Source organism: Rhizobium sp. AQ_MP (assembly GCF_014237835.1).
Classification (GTDB): domain Bacteria; phylum Pseudomonadota; class Alphaproteobacteria; order Rhizobiales; family Rhizobiaceae; genus Allorhizobium.
This window is the reverse complement of record NZ_JACJVI010000008.1, coordinates 157896-178920: the sequence shown is the minus strand read 5'-3', so window position 1 is coordinate 178920 and position 21025 is coordinate 157896. Positions and strand designations below refer to the sequence as shown.

General features: G+C 62.7%; 20 protein-coding genes and 1 pseudogene. 12 read left to right on the top strand and 9 right to left on the bottom strand.

Annotation, left to right across the window (positions count from 1 at the left end; genetic code table 11):
- Window positions 1–26: 26 nt before the first annotated feature.
- The 5 genes and pseudogenes from tatB to H6M51_RS13595 all read left to right on the top strand — a co-directional run.
- Window positions 27–704: pseudogene (gene tatB / locus H6M51_RS13615) on the top strand (Sec-independent protein translocase protein TatB); the annotation flags it as partial.
- Window positions 705–850: 146 nt separating this feature from the next.
- Complete coding sequence (gene tatC, locus H6M51_RS13610; RefSeq protein WP_185810366.1) at window positions 851–1660, top strand: twin-arginine translocase subunit TatC; 810 nt, start codon at window positions 851–853, stop codon at window positions 1658–1660.
- Window positions 1661–1762: 102 nt separating this feature from the next.
- Window positions 1763–3046, top strand: coding sequence for a serine--tRNA ligase (gene serS / locus H6M51_RS13605; RefSeq protein WP_185810365.1), 1284 nt, complete (start codon window positions 1763–1765; stop codon window positions 3044–3046).
- A gap of 22 nt (window positions 3047–3068) precedes the next feature.
- Window positions 3069–3839: a 5'/3'-nucleotidase SurE gene (gene surE / locus H6M51_RS13600; protein WP_185810364.1), complete on the top strand. Its 771-nt coding sequence runs from the start codon at window positions 3069–3071 to the stop codon at window positions 3837–3839.
- Complete coding sequence (locus tag H6M51_RS13595; RefSeq protein ID WP_185810363.1) at window positions 3836–4489, top strand: protein-L-isoaspartate(D-aspartate) O-methyltransferase; 654 nt, start codon at window positions 3836–3838, stop codon at window positions 4487–4489. Before surE ends, H6M51_RS13595 begins: the two co-directional genes overlap by 4 nt.
- A gap of 54 nt (window positions 4490–4543) precedes the next feature.
- On the opposite strand, the gene H6M51_RS13590 is transcribed toward H6M51_RS13595, so the two are convergent.
- Window positions 4544–6538, bottom strand: coding sequence for an amidase (locus tag H6M51_RS13590; protein ID WP_185810362.1), 1995 nt, complete (start codon window positions 6536–6538; stop codon window positions 4544–4546).
- A 304-nt stretch (window positions 6539–6842) separates the two neighbouring features.
- Between H6M51_RS13590 and H6M51_RS13585 the strand changes: the two genes are divergently transcribed.
- Window positions 6843–8378: a peptidoglycan DD-metalloendopeptidase family protein gene (locus H6M51_RS13585; RefSeq protein ID WP_185810361.1), complete on the top strand. Its 1536-nt coding sequence runs from the start codon at window positions 6843–6845 to the stop codon at window positions 8376–8378.
- A 76-nt stretch (window positions 8379–8454) separates the two neighbouring features.
- On the opposite strand, the gene H6M51_RS13580 is transcribed toward H6M51_RS13585, so the two are convergent.
- Window positions 8455–9327 (bottom strand): ATP-binding protein, encoded by an 873-nt coding sequence (locus tag H6M51_RS13580; protein ID WP_185810360.1) that lies wholly within the window; start codon window positions 9325–9327, stop codon window positions 8455–8457.
- Between the two features lie 207 nt (window positions 9328–9534).
- On the opposite strand from H6M51_RS13580, the gene yajC reads away from it, so the two are divergent.
- From yajC to H6M51_RS13555, 5 genes are all read left to right on the top strand, one after another.
- A complete protein-coding gene (yajC, locus tag H6M51_RS13575) occupies window positions 9535–9882 on the top strand; it encodes a preprotein translocase subunit YajC (protein ID WP_185810359.1) in 348 nt (115 codons plus the stop codon).
- 62 nt (window positions 9883–9944) lie between these two features.
- Entirely contained in the window at window positions 9945–12497 is a 2553-nt protein-coding gene (secDF, locus tag H6M51_RS13570; protein WP_185810358.1) for a protein translocase subunit SecDF, read from the top strand.
- Between the two features lie 4 nt (window positions 12498–12501).
- The gene (locus tag H6M51_RS13565) at window positions 12502–12900 is read left to right on the top strand and encodes an Mth938-like domain-containing protein (protein ID WP_185810357.1); all 399 of its coding nucleotides are present in this window, start codon (window positions 12502–12504) and stop codon (window positions 12898–12900) included.
- A gap of 22 nt (window positions 12901–12922) precedes the next feature.
- On the top strand, window positions 12923–13777 hold the full coding sequence (locus tag H6M51_RS13560) for a phytoene/squalene synthase family protein (RefSeq protein WP_185810356.1): 855 nt from the start codon (window positions 12923–12925) through the stop codon (window positions 13775–13777).
- Window positions 13778–13863: 86 nt separating this feature from the next.
- Window positions 13864–14313, top strand: coding sequence for a hypothetical protein (locus H6M51_RS13555; RefSeq protein ID WP_185810355.1), 450 nt, complete (start codon window positions 13864–13866; stop codon window positions 14311–14313).
- Between the two features lie 8 nt (window positions 14314–14321).
- Here H6M51_RS13555 and trmFO read toward each other — a convergent pair whose 3' ends face one another.
- The 3 genes from trmFO to tyrS all read right to left on the bottom strand — a co-directional run bounded on the left by trmFO (window position 14322) and on the right by tyrS (window position 17524).
- Window positions 14322–15731 carry a methylenetetrahydrofolate--tRNA-(uracil(54)-C(5))-methyltransferase (FADH(2)-oxidizing) TrmFO gene (trmFO, locus tag H6M51_RS13550; protein WP_185810354.1) on the bottom strand — a complete coding sequence of 470 codons (1410 nt, stop codon included), beginning with the start codon at window positions 15729–15731 and terminating at the stop codon, window positions 14322–14324.
- A gap of 131 nt (window positions 15732–15862) precedes the next feature.
- Complete coding sequence (locus tag H6M51_RS13545; protein WP_185810353.1) at window positions 15863–16006, bottom strand: DUF1127 domain-containing protein; 144 nt, start codon at window positions 16004–16006, stop codon at window positions 15863–15865.
- Window positions 16007–16267: 261 nt separating this feature from the next.
- Window positions 16268–17524, bottom strand: coding sequence for a tyrosine--tRNA ligase (gene tyrS, locus H6M51_RS13540; RefSeq protein WP_185810352.1), 1257 nt, complete (start codon window positions 17522–17524; stop codon window positions 16268–16270).
- Window positions 17525–17662: 138 nt separating this feature from the next.
- On the opposite strand from tyrS, the gene H6M51_RS13535 reads away from it, so the two are divergent.
- Window positions 17663–18793 (top strand): anhydro-N-acetylmuramic acid kinase, encoded by a 1131-nt coding sequence (locus tag H6M51_RS13535; protein WP_185810351.1) that lies wholly within the window; start codon window positions 17663–17665, stop codon window positions 18791–18793.
- Window positions 18794–18796: 3 nt separating this feature from the next.
- Here H6M51_RS13535 and H6M51_RS13530 read toward each other — a convergent pair whose 3' ends face one another.
- Genes H6M51_RS13530 through H6M51_RS13515 form a run of 4 tightly spaced genes read right to left on the bottom strand, consistent with a single transcriptional unit; the run spans window position 18797 to window position 21007 of the window.
- A complete protein-coding gene (locus tag H6M51_RS13530) occupies window positions 18797–19651 on the bottom strand; it encodes a patatin-like phospholipase family protein (RefSeq protein WP_185810350.1) in 855 nt (284 codons plus the stop codon).
- 45 nt (window positions 19652–19696) lie between these two features.
- The gene (locus tag H6M51_RS13525; RefSeq protein WP_185810349.1) at window positions 19697–19906 is read right to left on the bottom strand and encodes a hypothetical protein; all 210 of its coding nucleotides are present in this window, start codon (window positions 19904–19906) and stop codon (window positions 19697–19699) included.
- Window positions 19903–20328, bottom strand: coding sequence for a putative toxin-antitoxin system toxin component, PIN family (locus H6M51_RS13520; RefSeq protein ID WP_185810348.1), 426 nt, complete (start codon window positions 20326–20328; stop codon window positions 19903–19905). The genes H6M51_RS13525 and H6M51_RS13520 overlap by 4 nt, the downstream gene beginning before the upstream one ends.
- A gap of 1 nt (window position 20329) precedes the next feature.
- Window positions 20330–21007 (bottom strand): alpha/beta hydrolase, encoded by a 678-nt coding sequence (locus tag H6M51_RS13515; RefSeq protein WP_185810347.1) that lies wholly within the window; start codon window positions 21005–21007, stop codon window positions 20330–20332.
- Window positions 21008–21025 lie beyond the last annotated feature (18 nt).

Here is a 21025-nt window from a genome sequence, read left to right as displayed (position 1 = left end):
TGGCGTGGCATCAGGAGCCCGTTTGCATGCTGGATATTGGCTGGACCGAGCTTTTGGTGATCGCCGTCGTCCTGATCGTTGTGGTGGGTCCTAAGGACCTGCCGCCGATGATTAGGGCCTTTGGCAAGATGACCAAGCGGCTGCGCCAGACCGCGGGCGAGTTTCGCGCGCAGTTCGACGAAGCGCTTCGAGAGGCTGAGCTTGAGGACGTCAAGCGCTCCGTGGATGATGTGCGCTCGCTCAATCCGGCCAACAGCATCCGCGAAGCTTTGAACCCGCTGCGCCAGATGGGGCAGGAGATCAGATCCGATCTTGAGCGGTCGACACGTTACGAAGCCAAGCCAGGTGTCGAGCAAGATGTGGCCCACAACTCCATCCTGCCGGAACTGCCCTTCGGCCTGAATGAGCCCCCCGAAGAGCTGAGGCCGCAAGCGCAGCAGCCCGCTCAGCCCGCTCAACCTGGTCCGGTGGCGCAGCCCGGAACGGCGACCGCCGCCGCAACATCAGCGCCGCCGGCCATCCCAGCTTCGACGGCTGACGCGACAACGACCACGGCTGTGGCACCCGCGACCAGTCCCGCAACATCTGCCCCGGCAGCGGCGCCGCCTGCGGTGGAGAAGAAGCGAGCCACCCGCAAACCTGTGGCACAAGCGTCAAAGCCGCCCAAAGTCGCCACGAAATCGGTGAAGAAGGGTCTCGATGCGGCGTCTGCAGGCGAGGCGCCGAAGCCGACGAAACAGAAGGTCCAGCCGGCAGCGGCGAAAGTGGTCGCGGCGGACGCTCCGGCCGCTCCTCAGACCAAGGCCACGCCGGCTTCCAGGACGCGCAAGAGCAAGAGTGAGGACCGCGCATGAGCGGCGAGATCGAAGACAAGCCCCAGCCGCTGATCGAACACCTGATCGAGTTGCGCTCGCGTCTGATCTGGGCGCTCGGCGCCTTCTTCGTCGCCTTCATCGTCTGCTTCTATTTTGCCAAGCCGCTCTTCAACATGCTGGTCGTGCCCTACAAATGGGCCGTGGGCTGGGCAGGGCTGGATGTTTCCAAGACAGAGTTGATCTACACCGCGCCGCAGGAATTCTTCTTCACCCAGGTGAAAGTGGCTGCCTTCTGCGCCATGGTTCTGGCCTTCCCCGTGATCGCGTCACAAGTCTACAAGTTCGTGGCGCCCGGCCTCTACAAGAACGAGCGCGCCGCCTTTCTGCCCTTCCTGGTCGCGTCGCCGATCCTGTTCCTGCTCGGGGCATCCTTGGTCTATTTCCTCTTTACGCCCATGGTGATGTGGTTCTTCCTGGCCATGCAGCAGGCGCCTGAGGATGGCGGTGTTGCGATCTCGCTCCTGCCGCGCGTGTCCGAATATCTCAGTCTGATCATGACCCTGATCTTCTCCTTCGGGCTGGTCTTCCAGCTTCCGGTGGTGACGACACTTCTCGTTCGTGTCGGGCTTCTGGACAGCCAGTGGCTGGCTGACAAGCGCAAGTACTTCATCGTTGTCGCCTTCGTTATCGCGGCGATCGTGACGCCGCCGGATCCGCTGTCTCAGATCGGTCTTGCACTGCCGACGATCCTTCTCTACGAGGTGGCGATCTATGCGGCGCGACTCATAGAGAAGAAGCGCGCTGCCACGGAACTCGCCGAGGTCGGCTCCCCGGAGCAGAGCTGAGGCGAACCGGGCGGCCTGCCGCAGCCAACCCATCAAGACATGGGGCCGGACCTGGCCGCCGGCCATTCCGCTCCCGGTCGAAAACAAAGACCTGGAACGACGATGCTCGATATCAAGTGGATCCGTGAAAACCCCGAGGCTCTCGACGCAGCGCTCGCCAAGCGCGGGGCCGAACCGCTATCGGCATCCCTGATCGCGCTCGACCAGAAGCGCCGGGCGGTTGCCCAGTCGATGCAGGACATGCAGTCGCGCCGCAACAGCGCCTCCAAGGAAATCGGCGCCGCCATGGCAAGTAAGGACATGGAGCTGGCCGAGAAGCTGAAGGCCGAAGTCGCCTCGCTCAAGGACACGCTGCCGGCGGCCGAAGAGGAGGAGCGCCAGCTCACGGCGGAGCTGAATGATGCCCTATCGCGCATCCCGAACATCCCGCTCGACGACGTGCCCGTCGGAAAGGACGAGCACGACAACGTCGTTGCCCGCGTCGTAGGGCAAAAGCCGACCTGGAATCACAAGCCCTTCGAGCACTTCGAAATCGGCGAAGGCCTCGGCTACATGGATTTCGAGCGCGCCGCCAAGCTATCCGGTTCGCGCTTCACCGTGCTGACGAGCCAGTTGGCCCGCCTCGAGCGTGCGCTCGGCCAGTTCATGCTCGACCTGCACACCACGGAGCATGGCTACACGGAAGTGTCTTCGCCACTGATGGTGCGCGATGACGCCATGTATGGCACCGGCCAGCTGCCGAAATTCGCCGAAGACCTGTTCAAGACGACGGATGGGCGCTGGCTGATCCCGACCGCCGAGGTGACGCTGACCAATCTCGTGTCTGGCGAAATCCTCGACCAGGACAAGCTGCCGCTGCGCTTTACCGCGCTGACGCCGTCCTTCCGTTCGGAAGCGGGTTCTGCCGGTCGCGATACGCGCGGCATGCTGCGCCAGCACCAGTTCTGGAAGTGCGAACTTGTCTCGATCACTGATGCGGAAAGTTCGATCGCCGAACACGAGCGCATGACGGCCTGCGCCGAAGAGGTGCTGAAGCGCCTTGGCCTGCATTTCCGCACCATGACACTCTGCACCGGCGATATGGGTTTTGGCGCGCGCAAGACCTACGACCTCGAGGTCTGGCTGCCGGGTCAGAACACCTACCGCGAAATCTCGTCCTGCTCGGTCTGCGGCGATTTCCAGGCGCGGCGCATGAACGCCCGATACCGCAACAAGGACGGCAAGGGCACGACCTTCGTGCACACGCTGAACGGCTCGGGCACGGCGGTGGGTCGCTGCCTGATCGCGGTCATGGAAAACTATCTCAACGAAGACGGCTCCATCACTGTGCCGGACGTGCTGCTGCCCTACATGGGCGGCATCAAGAAAATCGAGAGGGCGGCCTGATCACGCCGCAACCGGAGTGACCATGCGTATTCTGCTGACCAATGATGACGGTATCCATGCTCCGGGGCTTGCCTCCCTGGAGCGGATCGCCCGAAGCCTCTCCGACGATGTCTGGATCGTGGCACCCGAGACTGACCAGAGCGGTCTTGCCCATTCCCTGACCCTCTCGGAGCCGCTGCGATTGCGGGAGCTCGAGGAGAAGAAATTCGCCTTGCGCGGAACCCCCACCGATTGCGTCATCATGGCGATACGCAAGGTGCTGGATCGCAAGCCCGACCTGGTGCTCTCGGGCGTCAATGCAGGAGCCAATCTCGCCGATGACGTCACCTATTCCGGCACTGTTGCGGGTGCGATCGAGGGGACGGTGCACGGTGTCAGGTCCTTCGCGCTGAGCCAGGCCTATAGCTACGAGGCGGGTTCGCCCATCCCGTGGCATGTGGCCGAAACGCTTGCGCCGGATCTGCTTCGGAAACTCTCCAATATCGACCTGCCGCCGGGTACCTTCCTCAACCTGAACTTCCCCAATTGCGAGCCGGCTGAGGTGCAGGGCATCGATGTCACCTCCCAGGGCAAGCTCGAATTCGGGCTCTCGGTGGAGGAGCGACAGGATGGACGCGGTCTCCCTTATTTCTGGCTGCGTTTCGGCGACCGGAAGGGTAACTTCCGCGCTGGCACGGATATCCATGCCCTGCGCGAAAAGAAGATTTCCGTGACGCCCCTGAAGCTGGACATGACCGATTATGCGGTGCAGGACCTTGTTGCCGACGCTCTTGCCGGGGGAGACCTGGCGTGAGATCGGCCCTGGTGGAGCGTGAGGGCTTTGCCGCTCTGGTGTTACGCCTGCGCGCCGAAGGCATCACCAATCTCGACCTGCTGACGGCTGTCGAGCAGACACCCCGCTCAAGTTTCGTTCCTCCAGAATACGGCCAGAATGCCTATTCGAGCCGTTCGATCCCGATCGAATGCGGCCAGTTCATGGAAGGGGCGGATCTGGCGGTGCGTCTGCTGTCGCTCCTCCAGATAAAGCCCGGTCATCGCGTGCTCGAGATCGGCACGGGAAGCGGATTCGCCACCGCCGTTCTGGGGCGCCTTGCCGAAAGGGTGATTTCCATCGAGCGTTACAAGACGCTGATCGCAGGTGCGCAGCGCAGGCTGGAGCAACTGTCCATCCGCAACGTCATCCTGCGCCAGGCAGACGGGTCGCACGGTCTCCCGGGCGAGGGGACCTTCGATCGGATTGTCTCGACCGCGGCCTATCCGGTCATGCCACGGTTCTTTGCGGAACAGCTCGTGTCCGGCGGCATGCTGCTTGCACCGCTGATGGTGGACGAAGTGCGCTGCATCATGGTCCGCTTGACCAAGACTGGTAGCCGTTTCGAGCGCGAGGATCTCTTTGAGGTTCCCTTCCTGCCGTTACAGCCGAAGATTGCCCAGCACCTCTGACCGGCCTGAAGGCGAGAGCGAACTTATGGACCAAATGCCGGAGAAGGGCCTGGTTCAGGCCGTTCCGCCCGCCACGCAATAGGCCGCGTCATCGGCGGTGGCGGCAATGACCAGATGGCCATAGGGTTCGCGCCATTCGCTGTGGGGCCGGGTGTTCGCCGCCAGCTCCACACGGGCCCGCGCCGTTTGCCCGTCCTGGCTGAAGGTGATCTCTTCGCCGTTGACGGTGATCCACGAAAGCGGCACAGCGCTCGTGGCGGAAATGATGAGCGTCTGACGTTCGGGGCCCGCGCTTTCGACCGTGACGGTAAGCTGCAGGTCCGACGATCCCGCTGTGGGCACAGGTGCTCGAAGTGCGGGCAATTCCGGTGTCCGCGGCGGCGGCTCGCGATAGATGCCGGTCTTCTCGAAGGCGCTGGCATAGGAGAGAAGCGCATTGTCGTCCCAGGCGCGCCCCGCAAAGGTAAGGCCACCCGGCATGCCAATATCCGCAAGCATGCCCATCGGCACGGTCACGGTCGGGATGCCGAAATGGCGAATCGCCAGATTTCCATTGGCGACCCACACCCCGTTGCGCCAGGCAAGCGCTGCGGAGGCGGGGTTCACGTCGGCATCTGCCGGTCCGATATCGGCAACCGTGGGGAAGATCACCGCATCGAGCCCTTGCGCCGTCATCCAGTCTTCAAGATCGATCCGTCGTGTTTCTTCCAGCCCCCTGCAGCCTGCTTCAAGTTCGGGAATCTCAGAAAACGACGAGATTGGGTTGTCCCGAGGATAGGCCGGGTACTGCGGGAGAAAGTCGTCAAATCCGTCGAAGCGATCGGGCAGGCTGCCCTTCGGCGGCGGGAAGATCAGGGCCGGATCCACGCCGGCCAGCCCCGGGATCGCGGGATCACCGTTCGCTTTGAGGAAATCGTCCCAGGCCCAGGCGGAGAGATCGAAAAGCTCGCGGCGCAGATAATCCGGGCTGACCAGGCCGCGCGTGGCGATCGTGGGGGCGCCGGGCCGGTCACCCTCGTAATTCGTGATCACGGGGAAATCCGTCACCACGATCTCGGCGCCGGCGGCTTCCAGCGCCGCGCAGGCTGCCTTGCAAAGTGCCACCATGGAATCGCGCGTTTCGATGCGCTGGCCGGTCGGGCCGCCGATGCCGGTGCTGCCAACCGTGCCGACATCCTCATCGGCATTGATATACATCGCCGGCAGGCCGAATCGCTTTCCGGCAAGGGATGCCGTTTCAGCCAGCGCCGTGTAGGAGGACGGCCGCACCTCCGAGGCCTTGGGGATCGGCACCCAGGTCTGGCGCCGCCAGAGATCGCCGCGCGTCTCGGGATCGTCGGCGACGATCACATCGAGCAGTTCCAAGAGGTCGGCCATGCTCCGGCAATGGGGCACGACGACATCCATGGTGGGCACGAGCGGCCAGTTGCCGCGCACGGAGATGACGCCGCGACTCGGCGTATAGGCGCAGAGCCCGTTATTGGCAGCTGGCGCACGTCCGCTCGACCAGGTTTCCTCGCCGAGGCCAAAGGCGGCAAAGCTTGCGGCAGTCGCCGTGCCCGAGCCGTTTGAGGAGCCGGAGGCGAAGGCAGCCGTCAGCCACTCCGCGTTGTAGGGCGATTCCGCCCGGCCATAGACGCCGCGCTGCATGCCGCCATTGGCCATGGGCGGCATGTTGGTCAGCCCGATCAGCACCGCGCCGGCGGCCCTGAGCCTCGAAATCGCAAAGGCGTCGTCTTGGGCGATGAGGTTGGCAAAGGCAGGAGATCCGGAGGCCACGCTCAAGCCCTGCACCTTGTAGCTGTCCTTGGCCGTATAGGGGATGCCGTCGAGCGGCCCGAGACTTTTTCCTTCGCGGCGTCTGAGATCGGAGGCGCGGGCCTCGGCAAACATGTCCGGGTTCAGAACCGGCACGGCGTTGAGCGTGATTCCGTGCCGGTCAAAGCGGGCGATGCGGTTCAGATAGGCCGCGACCAGCCCGATGCTCGTGACGCGCCCTCCTTCCAGCGCCGCGCGCAGCTCCGCAATAGTGGCCTCGACAAGCTTCATTTCTTTGCTCCACACCGACTGGAAAATCTCCGCCCGAACCGGCAGAGACAAGACAACGGCGAAGGGTTCAGCACGAATCCTTTACCCGTTCAAGACCTTGTGCCCATGGGTATCATCCCGAGAGCTCTGAGACGATGATTGCAGCTTCACGAGAGTGACAGCCCACGAAAATGATCGTTCTTGCGGCGAATTTTATATGCGTATCGGCGAATTCGTTCATAAGGAATCCACGGGGTTAACCGACCGGTAATACTAACGCGCTTTAATGAACCCACATCAAGTTGTGTCATATGTGGGTCGAGTCATGCGTAAAAGTGTTTCGCCGAAAGCTGGATTGCCTATCGCTCGTGTATGCGGTGCGCTCCTTCTGGCCGGCACTGCAGCTGGTTGCAGTTCCGACGCCTCGCGCTTCAGCTCGGTATTCTCCACGGACAATCTGACGACGGCGTCCATTCCCCGCCAGTCCGCGCTGCGTAATCAGCCGCCGATTCCTGCCGAAAACATCGGGGGTGGAGGTGTGTATGGCCAGGCTCAGGGCCAGGCCATGGCTCAGCCGATGCCGACGGCACCGGCCTATGAGCCGCCAGCGTCAGCCCGTGTAGCCAGCACGCCGGCTTCCGTGCAGCGTTCCGAGCTCGCCGCACCCTCGGGTCTTTCGGCCGCCGCCAGCAACAATTCCGAACGCGCTGCCGCCCTTTCGCAGCCTTTCCCGGCTGCGCCGCAACAGCAGGCGGGCCAGGTGGCCTCGGCCAATGCCGCTCAGGTCCTCGTCGAGCCGGCGACCACCGGCTCGACGCCCAAACAGGGTGGCTGGTCCACCGCGGGTGCGGCCCGCGTGACCTTGCGACCCGGTGAAACGATTGCCACGCTCGCTGACCGTTACGGTGTTCCGCAAAAGGAGATCCTGAAAGCAAATGGCCTGACACAGCCGACCGATGCTGCCCCTGGCCAGCTTGTCATCATCCCGACCTTCGGTGGGCCCAACGCGGCACGTGCCGCAGCCGACGCCGGAGGTCTGCCGACTGACGGCCGCAAGCCTGTCCTGCCGGGTGATCAGCAGCAGAACGTCGCCGTTCTGCCGAACGCGCCGAACTCTCGCGAGAAGCAGCAGACGGCTGCCTCCAATGCGACGGGCAAGCCCGATGCCGCTGCCGGGGCCGGCGCAGGCTCCTATGTCGTGAAGCCGGGCGATTCCCTGGCGCGCATCGCCAAGGCCAGCGGCGTCTCGGTCGATGATCTGAAGAAGGCCAACGGCCTGTCGACCGGTAACATCCGTATCGGCCAGGCACTTGCCATTCCGACCAGGGCCGCTCCGGCGGCCGCCCCCCAGGCTGCCGACCCGGTCCAGACGGCCTCCGTTCCGGCGAATGCCCAGCCTGCCGAATACAAGGCGCCGGCTGCCACCAAGTCGGTGACCGAGGTGGCTGCAGCCAAGCCCGAGACCGCCGCTCCCGAAATGACGGGCATTGGCAAGTACCGCTGGCCGGCGCGGGGAGCCGTCATCGCCAATTTCGGCGCCAACATCGACGGCAAGCGAAGCGACGGTATCGCAATTTCCGTTCCGCAGGGTACGCCGATCAAGGCCGCCGAAAACGGCGTGGTCATCTATGCCGGCAACGGTCTCAAGGAACTCGGCAATACGGTCCTGGTTCGCCATGACGACGGCAAGGTGACGGTCTACGGCCATGCCGACAGCCTTTCGGTCCAGCGAGGCCAGAAGGTCCAGCGCGGCCAGACGATCGCCACGTCCGGCATGACCGGCAACGTCAAGCGGCCGATGCTGCACTTCGAAGTCCGCAAGGATGCAGCGCCGGTCAACCCCATCACTTACCTGGAATAGTGTATTGCGTGCCAGGTTGGTGAAAAGGCCCGGAGTTCGCGCTCCGGGCCTTTCTCCGTTCCGTCATGGGGGCGCCTCAGCGGGAGGCGGTGGATATCCTCAGCCGACCCGCGAGGTCTTGGATGTATTGCCAGGCCACGCGACCGGAACGACCGCCACGGGTCGTTGCCCATTCGAGCGCCTCGTGATGCAGTTTCTCGCGCGGCAGCGGCAGCTGAAAATGCGCCGCATAGCCGTCGATCATCGTCAGATAGTCGTCCTGGCTGCATTTGTGGAATCCGAGCCAAAGGCCGAAGCGATCCGACAGGGAGACCTTTTCCTCGACCGCCTCGGACGGATTGATCGCCGTCGACTGCTCGTTTTCCATCATGTGGCGCGGCAGAAGGTGGCGCCGGTTCGAGGTGGCATAGAAGAGCACGTTGTCGGGGCGACCTTCGACCCCACCGTCGAGCGCGGCCTTGAGCGACTTGTAGGCAGTGTCGTCATGGTCGAACGAGAGGTCGTCACAGAAAACCACGATCCGGTGGGGCGCGTCCTTGATGATGTCGAGCAGCGCCGGCAGGGTCGCGATCTCCTCGCGATGGACCTCGACGAGCTTCAGCGCGATACCGTTGCTCTTGATGATATCGGCATGCACCGCCTTGACCAGAGACGACTTGCCCATGCCGCGCGCACCCCAGAGCAGCACGTTGTTCGCCGGAAAACCCTCGGCGAAGCGCAAGGTGTTCTCGTGCAGGATGTCACGGACATGATCCACCCCGCGGATCAGACCTAGTTCGACCCGGTTCGGTCGCTTGACCGGCTGAAGATGGAGCCGGGCAGGGGCCCAGACGAAACAGTCCGCAGCCTCCCAGTCATTGACGGCGGGCGCTGGTCCCGCCAGCCGCTCCACGGCCTCGGCAAGACGCTTCACTTCGGTCAGAAGTGCGCTCACGGTCTGATCGTCCATCGTCATCCTCCTCGTCGCCTGGTCACGGTGTCTGAACCCTCCCGTCGGCCGGTATCACGCAGAATTCAGCGCATAAAGGGGAGGGCATTCGAAAATGGTACGCCCCGGCGCTGTTTCTGTTGCATTCATGGGCTCTCTCACTATATTCCGGCGACCTGACGAGGGGGCCGCGCGGCTCTTCCAACATGCTTCAATAGGGAGTCTTTCATGTTTTTCACCGAGGCCTTTGCCCAGGATGCCGCTGCCGCTCCGAGCGCCATGGGATCCGGACTGGAGATGCTGCTGCTCTTCGCACCGCTGATGGTGGTCTGGTACTTCTTCCTGATCCGTCCGCAGCGTCAGCAGATGAAGAAGCGCGAGGAAACCCTGTCCGCAATCCGCCGTGGCGACCAGGTCATCATGGGTGGCGGCATCGTCGCCAAGGTCACCAAGGTGATCGACGACAAGGAACTCGAGCTCGAAATCGCCGAAGGCGTCAAGGTTCGCGCGATGCGCCAGTATGTGGCCGAAGTCCGCGTCAAGGGCGAGCCGGTCAAGACCGAGACTGCCGCCTGATCCCGCTGGGCCGGCCTCGTGCCGGCCTTCGCCATTTTCCGATACCCTGATCCGAGAGTTCCATGCTTTACATTTCCCGCTGGAAGACATTGTTCATCTGGTTGACTGTCGCGCTCGGCGTTCTTGTCGCCCTGCCCAATGCCTTCACGGACGAGGAACTGGCAGCACTCCCCTCGTGGTTCCCCAAAGACAAGATAACTCTCGGCCTCGACCTGCAGGGCGGGTCTCACATCATGCTCAAGCTCGAGCGCCAGGACATCGTCAAGGAGCGTCTCGAGACCATCGTCGGCGACGTGCGCACCCAGCTTCGTGAAGCGAGCATCCGCTATACGGGTCTTTCGGGCGTCGGCCAGCAGATCCAGGTCCGCATCAGCGACGTCGCGCAGGTGCCTGCAGCCGTCGAGGCCCTGCGTTCCTTGACCGATCCCGTCAGTGTCGGCGGTCTCACGGGCGGAACGGTGACGGAAGTCGCGCTGGAAGAAGCCGGGGACGGCCTGCTGCGTCTGAACCTGACGGATGCAGGCATCGACTACCGTGTCTCCTCTGCCGTGACGCAGTCGATGGAAGTCGTTCGCCGCCGCGTCGACGAACTGGGAACGACCGAGCCGCTGATCCAGCGCCAGGGCGAGGACCGGATCATCGTCCAGGTGCCCGGTCTCACCGACCCGCAGCGCCTGAAGGCGCTGCTCAACCAGACCGCCAAGCTGTCCTTCCACATGGTCGACACCACCATGCCGGTCACGGAGGCGATCAACAATCGTCCGCCGCCGCAGTCAGAGGTGCTCTATTCGACCGATGATCCGGCTGTCCCCTATCTGATCGAGCGCCGTGCGCTGATTTCGGGCGAAAATCTCGTTGACGCCCAGGCGGCCTTCGACCAGCGCACCAACGAGCCGGTGGTCAGCTTCCGCTTCGACAGCCGTGGCGCCCAGCGCTTTGCCCAGGCGACACAGGAAAATGTCGGCAAGCCGTTCGCCATCGTTCTCGACCAGCAGGTGATTTCGGCGCCGGTCATCCGTGAGCCGATCATCGGTGGTTCGGGGCAGATCTCCGGGAATTTCTCTGTCGAAGGCGCCAATGATCTTGCCGTACTGCTGCGTGCCGGTGCGCTGCCGGCGACATTGACGGTCGTTGAAGAACGTACGGTCGGTCCAGGCCTTGGACAGGACTCCATCAATGCCGGTGTCACCGCGAGCATCATCGGCGGTGTGGCAGTCGTTTTCTTCATGCTTGCATTCTACGGCACCTTCGGTGTGATGGCGAACATCGCGCTTGCGGCCAACGTCGCCCTGATCCTTGCGGCGCTGTCGCTGATCGGCTCGACGCTCACGCTGCCCGGTATCGCCGGTATCGTGCTGACCATGGGTATGGCAGTCGACTCCAACGTTCTGATCTATGAACGAATAAGGGAAGAAGCACGAAACGGCCGACCGCTGATCCAGGCGATCGATATCGGCTTCAAGAAGGCCTTTGCAACGATCGTCGATGCCAACCTGACGACCCTGATCGCGGCCGTGGTTCTCTTCTTCCTCGGCTCCGGCCCTGTCCGCGGCTTCGCCGTGACGCTGTCGATCGGTATCGTCACCACCGTCTTCACCGCCTTCACGCTCACCTTCTGGCTGATGGCCTTCTGGTATCGCTGGAAGCGCCCGAAGCACATGCCGACGAGCGTGCGAACCGGTTTCTTTGACAACCGCAACATCCGCTTCATGGCGGTTCGCAAATACAACTTCGGCGCTGCGATGCTCATCTCCGTCGCATCCTTGATCGGCTTTGCGACCGTCGGCATGAACCTGGGCATCGACTTCAAGGGCGGCTCGATCATCGAAGTGCAGGCCCGTGATGGAACGGCGGATCTGTCGGATATTCGAGAACGTCTCAGCCAGCTGAACCTCGGAGAAGTCCAGGCACAGGGCTTCGGCGACGATTCGAGTGCACTGATCCGCCTGCAGGCGCAGGAAGGTGGCGAGAACGCCGAACAGTCGGCGCTCACCAAGGTGCGCGGAGAGCTGGAAGCGGATTATGAATTCCGCCGCGTCGAGGTGGTCGGTCCGTCAGTCTCCAGCGACCTGACCTTCTCAGCGACAATTGGCGTGGCAGCTGCTCTGCTTGGCATCCTGATTTATATCTGGTTCCGCTTCGAATGGCAGTTCGCGCTGGGTGCGATCATTGCCACCCTGCATGACGTCATCTTCACCCTCGGCCTCTTCGTCCTGACCGGGATCGAGTTCAACCTGACCAGTATCGCCGCGATCCTGACGATCATCGGCTACTCGTTGAACGACACCGTCGTGGTCTATGACCGCATGCGCGAAAACTTGAGGCGATACAAGAAGATGCCGCTCGAGGTGCTGATTGACGAATCGATCAATCAGACGCTGTCGCGCACGGTACTCACCGCGGGCAGTACGATCCTCGCTCTCGGAGCTCTCTATCTGTTCGGCGGCGAGGTCATTGCCTCCTTCACCTTCGCTATGCTGGCGGGCGTTCTGATCGGGACGTTCTCGTCGATCTACATCGCCGGTCCGGTCCTGATCGCCTTCAAACTGCGTCCGGAAAACTTCCAGCGGGACGACGCCGAGGGCGAGAAGATGCCAGCCAAGGCAGGAGCCTGACCTGATGATCTTCGGCTTCGGGGACAAGGGCGTCACCGTCCGTGATGCTCATTTTCCGGGGCGGCCGGGCATCGACAGCTATGGCAACGGCGGGTTCCGCTTCGCCGACATGTCGCATCGTGGTTCGCTGCTGCTGCTTCCCTCCGGAGTTTATGGCTGGGAGCAGACGGAAGAGGCAGCGATCACGAAGGCCTCCCTTTCTCGGGTCTTCGACGAGACGGGTATCGAGTTCCTGCTGTTGGGTACGGGGCGACAGCTGCGCCTCGTCGATCCGGATCTGCGTGTCGCACTGAAGGCGAGGGGCATTGCCACCGATCCCATGGGAACTGGTGCGGCAGTGCGCACGTATAACATCATGCTGGCCGAGCAACGCCCGGTCGCAGCCGCATTGATCGCAGTCTGAACCCGTCCCTGAAAGGTGCATCGTGAGCGCGTTATCCTCCGCCAATGAGGCTCTGTGCCTGCGGACGCTACAGGAGACGGATCGCGATCGCTATCTCGCGAGCCTCCTGACGCCGGCGGATCAGAGAGCTGCCGTGGTCGCCCTCTATGCCTACAACGCCGAGCTTGCCCGTGTTCGCGACGTGGTGCGCGAACCCCTGCCGGGCGAGGTACGCCTGCAATACTGGCGGGATCTCCTCGAAGGTTCGGCCCATGGCGATACCGCCTCCAATCCCGTCGCAGCCGAGCTTCTGCGCGCCGTCCAGATCTGGCAGCTTCCGGTCGCTCCCCTGGTGGCGATGGCCGATGCCCGTGTGTTTGATCTCTATGACGATCCCATGGAGACCACCGCGATGTTCGAGGGTTATGCCGGCGAGACGGCCGCCGCGCTCATCCAGTTGGTGGCACTGGTGCTGGATGCAAAGGCTGCGGAAGGGGCGTCGGAAATCGCCGGTCATGCCGGTGTGGCGCTTGCCGTCGCCGGGACGCTTCTCTTGATGCCGATCCATCGGGCACGCGGGCAGGTCTACCTGCCGACACAGATTCTCGCCTCCGTCGGGCTCGACCGCGGGAGCTTTCTCACCCATGCAGATGACCCGCGTGTGACGGCAGCCATCCAGGCCTTTGCCGGCTTCGGGCTCGATCACCTCCGCAAGGCGCGCGCAGCCGGTCGGCTCCCCAAGAGCCTGCTAGCGGCATATCTGCCCGTGACGCTCGTAGAGCCAGTGCTCAAACGTGCGATCAAGCTGGGGGGCGCGTGCCTTGCAACCGACATCCGACCGGCGCAATGGCGCCGTCAGCTGTCCATGATGCGGTTGCTTCTGACGGGCCATCTCTAAGATCCATCGCTCGTCACGTTCACGCAAGCCTCGCTTGCTAGCAGCCTTTGAGATACGATGCGTGGAACAGGAGGCGAGTTCGAACAATGGTGACCTGGGGTATCGTCTTCGCGCTCATCCTGGCGCTGGCCTATTTCTCGTCGCGCATGGTGCGTCAGGAGGAAGAGGGTTTTCAGGATGCGGGGCTGGCGATTCTCGAGTTCGGGCGTGCCTTTCCGCAGGAAGCCATCCGCAGCCTGCATGCCACCGCCGACGGCAAGGCCGTCTTCGTCCGCCTGCATGACAACAAGGCCGGCTTCATGCGCAGCCTGCGCAACCACTTTGCCTGCCACCTGATCGAGCCCGGGACGGTTCGCGTTCAGCCTCTGCCAAACGGCACGGGCATGGCCGTCGAATTCCTCGACGCGCCCGCCCACAACGGTGAATACACCTTCACAAATCCAGCTGTCGCCGCCGAGGTGTCGCTCTGGCTGCTCGGGAACTATGTCGGTCATGCCGACCGCGAGCCGGATGCGGCATCAGGGGCGGCTGGCTGACGCTTATCTCAGGTCGCACCCAGCCAGGTCTTGCAGTGTTCGAGCGCGCGTGCCGCAATCAGCTGCCGCTTCATGATCGTCTTGTCCTTGCCACGGAAACGCTTGACGCCCTCCGGCTTGACGATCGAACCCGGCTCCAGCTCCGGGAAAAGCCCGAAATTGATGTTCATCGGCTGGAAGGACCGTTTGCCCGGCTCCTCGTCGGAGACGATATGGCCGCCGGTGATGTGGTTGAGCAGTGAACCCAGTGCCGTGGTCGCCGGCGGAATGCTCGGCGTCTCGCCCTTGCGCTGCGCTGCCGCGAAGCGACCGGCGAGCAGGCCGATCGAGGCGCTTTCCACATACCCCTCGCAGCCGGTGATCTGGCCGGCAAAGCGCAGGCCTGGACGGGCCTTCAGCTGCAGGCTCTGGTCGAGAAGCGTGGGGGAATGGATATAGGTGTTGCGGTGCAGGCCGCCGAGACGGGCGAATTCGGCATTCTCCAAGCCGGGGATCATCCGGAAGATTTCCGCCTGGGCGCCGTAGCGGAGTTTCGTCTGGAAACCGACCATGTTGTAGAGCGTGCCGAGCGCATTGTCCTGGCGCAGCTGCACGACCGCATAGGGCTTGACGGTCGGGTTGTGCGCATTGGTGAGGCCCATCGGTTTCATGGGCCCGTGGCGCAGCGTCTCGCGACCGCGCTCGGCCATGACCTCGATCGGCAGGCAGCCGTCGAAATAGGGCGTACCCTCCCATTCCTTGAATCCGACGGCGTCGCCGGCAATCAGAGCATCGACGAAGGCATTGTACTGGGCCTCGTCGAGCGGGCAGTTGATATAGTCCTTGCCCGTGCCGCCAGGTCCCACCTTGTCGTAGCGCGACTGATACCAGCAGATATCCATGTTGATGCTGTCGGTATGCACGATAGGGGCGATCGCATCGAAGAAGGCGAGTGCATCCTTGCCGGTCCGCTCGCGGATGGCTTCGGCCAGTGCTGGCGAGGTGAGGGGACCTGTCGCGATGATCGCAAGGTCCCAGTCCTCCGGTGGCAGCCCCGTCACTTCCTCGCGCACGACCGTGATCAACGGATGCTGGTGAATGGCGGCGGTCACTGCATCGGAAAACCCGTCGCGGTCGACGGCGAGCGCACCACCGGCGGGCACCTGATGCTTGTCGGCGCAGGCCATGATCAGCGAATTCGCAAGCCGCATTTCCGCGTGGATGACGCCGACGGCGTTCGACGTCGCATCGTCGGAGCGGAAGGAATTGGAGCAGACCAGTTCGGCAAGGCCATCGGTCTTGTGCGCATCGGTGCCGCGCACGCCGCGCATCTCGTGCAGGATGACGGGCACGCCGGCCTGAGCGACCTGCCAGGCAGCTTCCGAGCCGGCAAGGCCGCCGCCGATGATATGTATGGGGGAGAAGGAGCTGTTCGTCATGGGCGGCTCCATATCACGGCTTGGCGCGCAAGGTCCATCGGTTGGAAAGAGCAGCGGGAGGACTCGTGACGCCGGAATCAAAAACGGCACCATGCGGTGCCGTCTGACAGGCTGCTTTGCAGACGTTCCGATTAACGGAAGGAGCGCGAAGCGATGTTGCGGATTTCGTAGCGGGTAATGCCGATGTCGTTGAGGGTCTGCTGGGACAGGTTGCCCAGTTCGTTCATCGTACGGCGGTAGCTCATCCAGTTCTTGGCAATGCGGATCGGGTTCATGGTCGTTTCCTCGGTCAAACTTGGTTGCTGATCTTGCGGTCGTTCCCGCATCAGCGATTGACCTTCTTATACAGCCGTAAAACAATATTGTGCAGTGCAAATAATGTGCGACTGCTATGCATTTGTGCATGAGGTTGCCGTCATATGCGGCAGGCTTGTCGGGCTGGTCAAAAACGCGCCATGGGTTAATGGCTCTTTACAAAGGCAGAAAAGCCCGCATTTGCGGGCTTTTCGCAGAGGATTTTGTGGATTGATCGGGGATCAGACGGGCTTGATCAGGATGTGCTTCTTTTTGCCCAGCGACAGCTTGATCACGCCTTCGCCGGTGAGCTGTGCATTGCCGACAGACATGCGCTCATCGGAGACACCCGCATCGTTGATCTTCACCGCACCGCCCTGGACGTGGCGACGGGCTTCGCCGTTGGAGGCGGCAAGGCCTGCCTTGACGATCATCGCCAGCAGGCCGATGCCTGCCTCAAGCTCGGCGGCTGCCACTTCCACGGTCGGGAGCGTGTCGGCGAGTGCCCCTTCCTCGAAAGTCTTGCGGGCCGTTTCGGCTGCCTGTTCGGCGGCGTCGCGGCCATGCAGCAGCGTCGTCACTTCCGTGGCGAGGATCTTCTTGGCTTCGTTGATTTCGGATCCGCCGAGTGCAGCGAGACGGGTGATCTCGTCCATCGGCAGGATGGTGAAGAGCTTGAGGAAGCGCACCACATCGGCGTCTTCGGTATTGCGCCAGTACTGCCAGAAGTCATAGACCGGCAAGAGGTCGGCGTTGAGCCACACCGCACCCGAGGCCGACTTGCCCATCTTTGCGCCGGAGGAGGTGGTGAGCAGCGGTGCCGTCAGTGCATAGAGCTGCGGCGTGCCCATGCGGTGGCCGAGATCGATGCCGTTGATGATGTTGCCCCACTGATCCGAGCCGCCCATCTGCAGGCGGCAGCCATAGCGCTGGTTCAGCTCGACGAAGTCGTAGGCCTGCAGGATCATGTAGTTGAATTCGAGGAAGGACAGCGACTGCTCGCGGTCGAGGCGCGTCTTGACACTGTCGAAGGAGAGCATGCGGTTGACCGAGAAATGCCGGCCGACATCGCGCAGGAACTCGAGATAGTTCAGCGGGCGCAGCCATTCGGCATTGTTGATCATCAGGGCGCCGCCCTTCGGACCCTGGTTGTAGTCCAGATAATGCGAGAAGCAGCGCTTGATCGAGGCGATGTTCTCCTCGATCGTCTCGATGGTCATCAGCTTGCGCGCCTCCTCCTTGAAGGAGGGGTCCCCGACCATCCCAGTACCGCCGCCCATCAGCGAGATAGGCTGGTGACCGGTCTGTTGAAACCAACGCAGCATCATGATCTGCATCAGGTGACCGACATGCAGCGAGGAAGCCGTCGGGTCATAGCCGATATAGGCCGTCACGCTTTCCTTGGCGAGCAGGTCGTCGAGCCCCGTTTCATCGGACATTTGATGAATGAAGCCGCGCTCGGAGAGGATGCGGAGGAAATCGGACTTGAACTTCGTCATGACGCTGTGGCTTTCGGTTTCTCTGGTCTTTCGGTGGCAAACTTTAAAATCCGCGCGGGCTTTAGCATTGTTTTTTGAATTGTGCACCCGTCTCGGTCATGAATGTCCGGCAACGCAGGCGTTCGAATCGGGTGGCAAATGGCGGAAATCAGGACGGCGATCGGGTTGATGAGCGGCACCTCGATGGATGGCATCGATGTGGCATTGGTTCGCACCGATGGCGAGACGGTCGTCGAGCGTGGCGCCTTTCTCTCCGTGCCCTACGAACCGGCCTTCCGCGACCGGCTGAAGCAGGCGCTGGAAGATGCCAAGACGATCGGGCGCCGTGAGGAACGCCCGGGCGACCTTCCACCTATGGAAAGGGACCTGACTCGACGTCATGCGGAGGCCGTGGCGCTTTTCCTGCGGCAGCAGCAGCTCAAGCCTGAGCAGATCGACCTGATTGGCTTCCACGGCCAGACGGTGTTGCACCGGCCGGATCAGGCGCTGACCGTCCAGCTCGGCGACGGGCCGCTGCTGGCAGCCGAAACCGGCATCGACGTCGTCTACGACATGCGCGCCAAGGACATGGTCCATGGCGGGCAGGGCGCCCCGCTGGTCCCGGTCTATCACCAGGCACTCGCCCATCAGATTCCGGCAGCGGACTGGCCGGTCTGCTTCGTCAATATCGGCGGCATCTCGAACCTCACCTTCCTCGAACGCGACGGCACGATCATCGGCTTCGACAGCGGACCCGGCAATACGCTGATCGATCAATGGGTCGAGGCCCATGCCGGTATTCCCTATGACGACGGCGGCCGGATCGCTTCTGAAGGTTCGGTGATCATGGCGCTCGCCGAGCGCTATCTCGACAATCCCTTCTTCACAGGAAAGACACGCCGCTCGCTCGACCGCAACGATTTCCGTCCACCGGAAGGGCATGAGGCAGAACTGTCGGACGGCGCCCGCACGCTCGCCTTCGTCTCCGCAGCCGCGATCCTCAAGTCGGCCGGCCACCTTCCGACCCCGCCGAAAACCTATGTGATCTGCGGCGGTGGCCGCCTCAACAGGACGATCATGGCGGATCTGGTGCACCTCGCCGGCGAACAGGGAGCAAGGGTGGTGACCGCCGAGCAGGCGGGCTTTGATGGCGACGCCATGGAGGCGGAAGCCTGGGCCTATCTCGCCGTTCGGTCGGCACGGGGCCTGCCGCTGACCTTTCCGGGCACGACGGGTGTCCGGGAGCCGGTGAGCGGCGGAGTGCTCTCGACGGCGCCGCGAAAACCGTGAGCTTTACTTGACCGGCTCCGCAGTCAGCCCTTGCCGGGCAAAGGCAAGCCCATCGCGCAATCCCACTTCATAGGCATGCCGGATCCCCGCGGCGTCACCGACTGCGAATTTGCTGACCGGAATGTCTTCGCTCGGGCCGACCACAATGCGATTTTCGACCGCTGGCGGCTTGCGGCCAAATCGGGTGGTGAGAAGCAGCGTCTTCCAGCCCTTCGCCTCGACTTCTCTGAGCTTCATCAGCGGCGGATTGTCGACAAGCCCGCCATCGAGATAGGCGCGACCCCTGACACGACCAACCGGCATGAAGGGCGGCACGGACGAGGTTGCCATCAGCGCATCGACCAGTTCGCCGGGATAGTCGAGATTGTGTGTCGAGATCCAGGTCGGGCGCAACTTCATCCGCAGGCCCGCCTTGGAATGGGTGCCATCCGTCAGAAGCTTCTCGATCTGATAGGCGCCGATCGAGCCGAGCGCGCCGAGTGCGCCCGGCATCCAGTCGGGCAGGCCGGAGAGCTGGATCAGCATGGGCGGCGCCTTCTTCAGGGTGGCGAGTTCTTGTTCGCCGAACGCGTCGGCGAGCAGTTGACAGAAGAGCCTGCCGACCACGAGCGGCGATTCCCGCCGCGTCAGCGCGCGCCAGTCCACGCCGCGATGGCCCTTTTCGGCAAATGCGAAGGCCGAGGCCCTGACACGATCGCCGACGCCGGCAAGATGCATCGCGCCGTGATAGGCGCTGGCCGAAACGGCGACATAGAAACGCGGCTTGAGCGGCTGATGCTCGCTGAAGGCTTTCAGGAAACCGCTTTGCCAGTAGCAACGGTTGCCACCGCCTGCGAGGCCGACGGCGTCAAATGTCATGGGTGAGGTCATCAAGAAATCGCTGTCTGAAATCTGGATTGGAGGCTAGTCACGCTGGAGCAATGCGAGGGCGGCGTCGATCTTATCCTTGCCACGCTCTGCACGTTCATGGAAGCGCTTGCGGGCCTCGTCCTGCCGGATGATGTCCTTGCTGACTTCGACCAGAAAATCGCTCAGCGTGAGGCCGTTCTCCTGAGCCAGCTGTTCGATCTGTGCATCCAGCGGCTCGGGTAGGTTGATCGTGACTGCTCTCATAGCTTGAGCTCCTCAATCAAGTTGGCGGGCTCTATGACCTCGATGTGATCAAACCTCAGGTCGCCACCGATGAAGTCCCTGACGTTGCTGGTCACAAGATAACGGGCATTGGCCGCAACCGCCAGATCAATCAGATGGTTGTCTGCCTCGTCGCGCAGATTGGGTCGCCAGAGATATTTGGTTTCTACGAGTGTTGATGTCGCGAAAACTGCGTCGAGCAATTCGTTACGCTCGACCAAGTTCAGTCGTGCCCGGCGGAAGAGGCCTGCTCGGTTCACGACGTCTTCGTATTCGAGGTAGAGTGCCAAGCTGAGCATTGGCAGCAACTGCCCGCGTAAACACGCCTCGATCACCTTCGAGGCTGGGCCGCGGCCGATACAAGCGCTGACGAGCACATTTGTATCGGCCACGATCCTGATCATTTTACCGGATCCGCTTGGCGGCGGGTTCCGGGACCAGTTCGCCGTCGAGGCGGCGGTCGAGATAGTCTTCGCATTCGGCCATCAGCGTTTCCACCTGGCCGTTGAAGAAGTGGTTGGCGCCCGGCACCGTCTTATGGGTGATGAGGATGCCCTTCTGCGTCTTCAGCTTGTCGACGAGGCCGATAACGTCCTTCTCCGGTGCCACCTTGTCGCTGTCGCCATGGATGATCAGGCCGGAGGACGGGCAGGGGGCGAGGAAGGAGAAGTCGTAGATGTTCGGCTGCGGCGCAATCGACATGAAGCCTTCGATCTCCGGACGGCGCATCAGAAGCTGCATGCCGATCCAGGCGCCGAAGGAATAGCCGGCAACCCAGCAGCTCTTCGAATCCGGATGCAGGCTCTGCACCCAGTCGAGCGCGGAAGCCGCGTCTGACAGCTCGCCCGCGCCGTGGTCGAATTCGCCCTGGCTGCGACCGATGCCGCGGAAGTTGAAGCGAAGCGTGGTGAAGCCCCGCTTCTGGAACATGTAGAACAGCTGGTAGACGATCTGGTTGTTCATCGTTCCGCCGAACTGCGGATGCGGATGAAGAATGATCGCGATGGGGGCGCTCTTTTCCTTGGAGGGCTGATAACGGCCTTCGAGGCGACCCGCCGGGCCGTTGAAAATCACTTCGGGCATTAGGTTCCGGTCCCTGAC

Bases quoted from the DNA above. Each gene is read 5' to 3' on its own strand.
- tatC (WP_185810366.1), top strand. From the start codon at position 851: ATGAGCGGCGAGATCGAAGACAAGCCCCAGCCGCTGATCGAACACCTG.
- serS (WP_185810365.1), top strand. From the start codon at position 1,763: ATGCTCGATATCAAGTGGATCCGTGAAAACCCCGAGGCTCTCGACGCA.
- surE (WP_185810364.1), top strand. From the start codon at position 3,069: ATGCGTATTCTGCTGACCAATGATGACGGTATCCATGCTCCGGGGCTT.
- H6M51_RS13590 (WP_185810362.1), bottom strand. From the start codon at position 6,538: ATGAAGCTTGTCGAGGCCACTATTGCGGAGCTGCGCGCGGCGCTGGAA.
- H6M51_RS13585 (WP_185810361.1), top strand. From the start codon at position 6,843: ATGCGTAAAAGTGTTTCGCCGAAAGCTGGATTGCCTATCGCTCGTGTA.
- H6M51_RS13580 (WP_185810360.1), bottom strand. From the start codon at position 9,327: ATGGACGATCAGACCGTGAGCGCACTTCTGACCGAAGTGAAGCGTCTT.
- yajC (WP_185810359.1), top strand. From the start codon at position 9,535: ATGTTTTTCACCGAGGCCTTTGCCCAGGATGCCGCTGCCGCTCCGAGC.
- secDF (WP_185810358.1), top strand. From the start codon at position 9,945: ATGCTTTACATTTCCCGCTGGAAGACATTGTTCATCTGGTTGACTGTC.
- H6M51_RS13565 (WP_185810357.1), top strand. From the start codon at position 12,502: ATGATCTTCGGCTTCGGGGACAAGGGCGTCACCGTCCGTGATGCTCAT.
- H6M51_RS13555 (WP_185810355.1), top strand. From the start codon at position 13,864: ATGGTGACCTGGGGTATCGTCTTCGCGCTCATCCTGGCGCTGGCCTAT.
- trmFO (WP_185810354.1), bottom strand. From the start codon at position 15,731: ATGACGAACAGCTCCTTCTCCCCCATACATATCATCGGCGGCGGCCTT.
- H6M51_RS13545 (WP_185810353.1), bottom strand. From the start codon at position 16,006: ATGAACCCGATCCGCATTGCCAAGAACTGGATGAGCTACCGCCGTACG.
- tyrS (WP_185810352.1), bottom strand. From the start codon at position 17,524: ATGACGAAGTTCAAGTCCGATTTCCTCCGCATCCTCTCCGAGCGCGGC.
- H6M51_RS13535 (WP_185810351.1), top strand. From the start codon at position 17,663: ATGGCGGAAATCAGGACGGCGATCGGGTTGATGAGCGGCACCTCGATG.
- H6M51_RS13530 (WP_185810350.1), bottom strand. From the start codon at position 19,651: ATGACATTTGACGCCGTCGGCCTCGCAGGCGGTGGCAACCGTTGCTAC.
- H6M51_RS13525 (WP_185810349.1), bottom strand. From the start codon at position 19,906: ATGAGAGCAGTCACGATCAACCTACCCGAGCCGCTGGATGCACAGATC.
- H6M51_RS13520 (WP_185810348.1), bottom strand. From the start codon at position 20,328: ATGATCAGGATCGTGGCCGATACAAATGTGCTCGTCAGCGCTTGTATC.
- H6M51_RS13515 (WP_185810347.1), bottom strand. From the start codon at position 21,007: ATGCCCGAAGTGATTTTCAACGGCCCGGCGGGTCGCCTCGAAGGCCGT.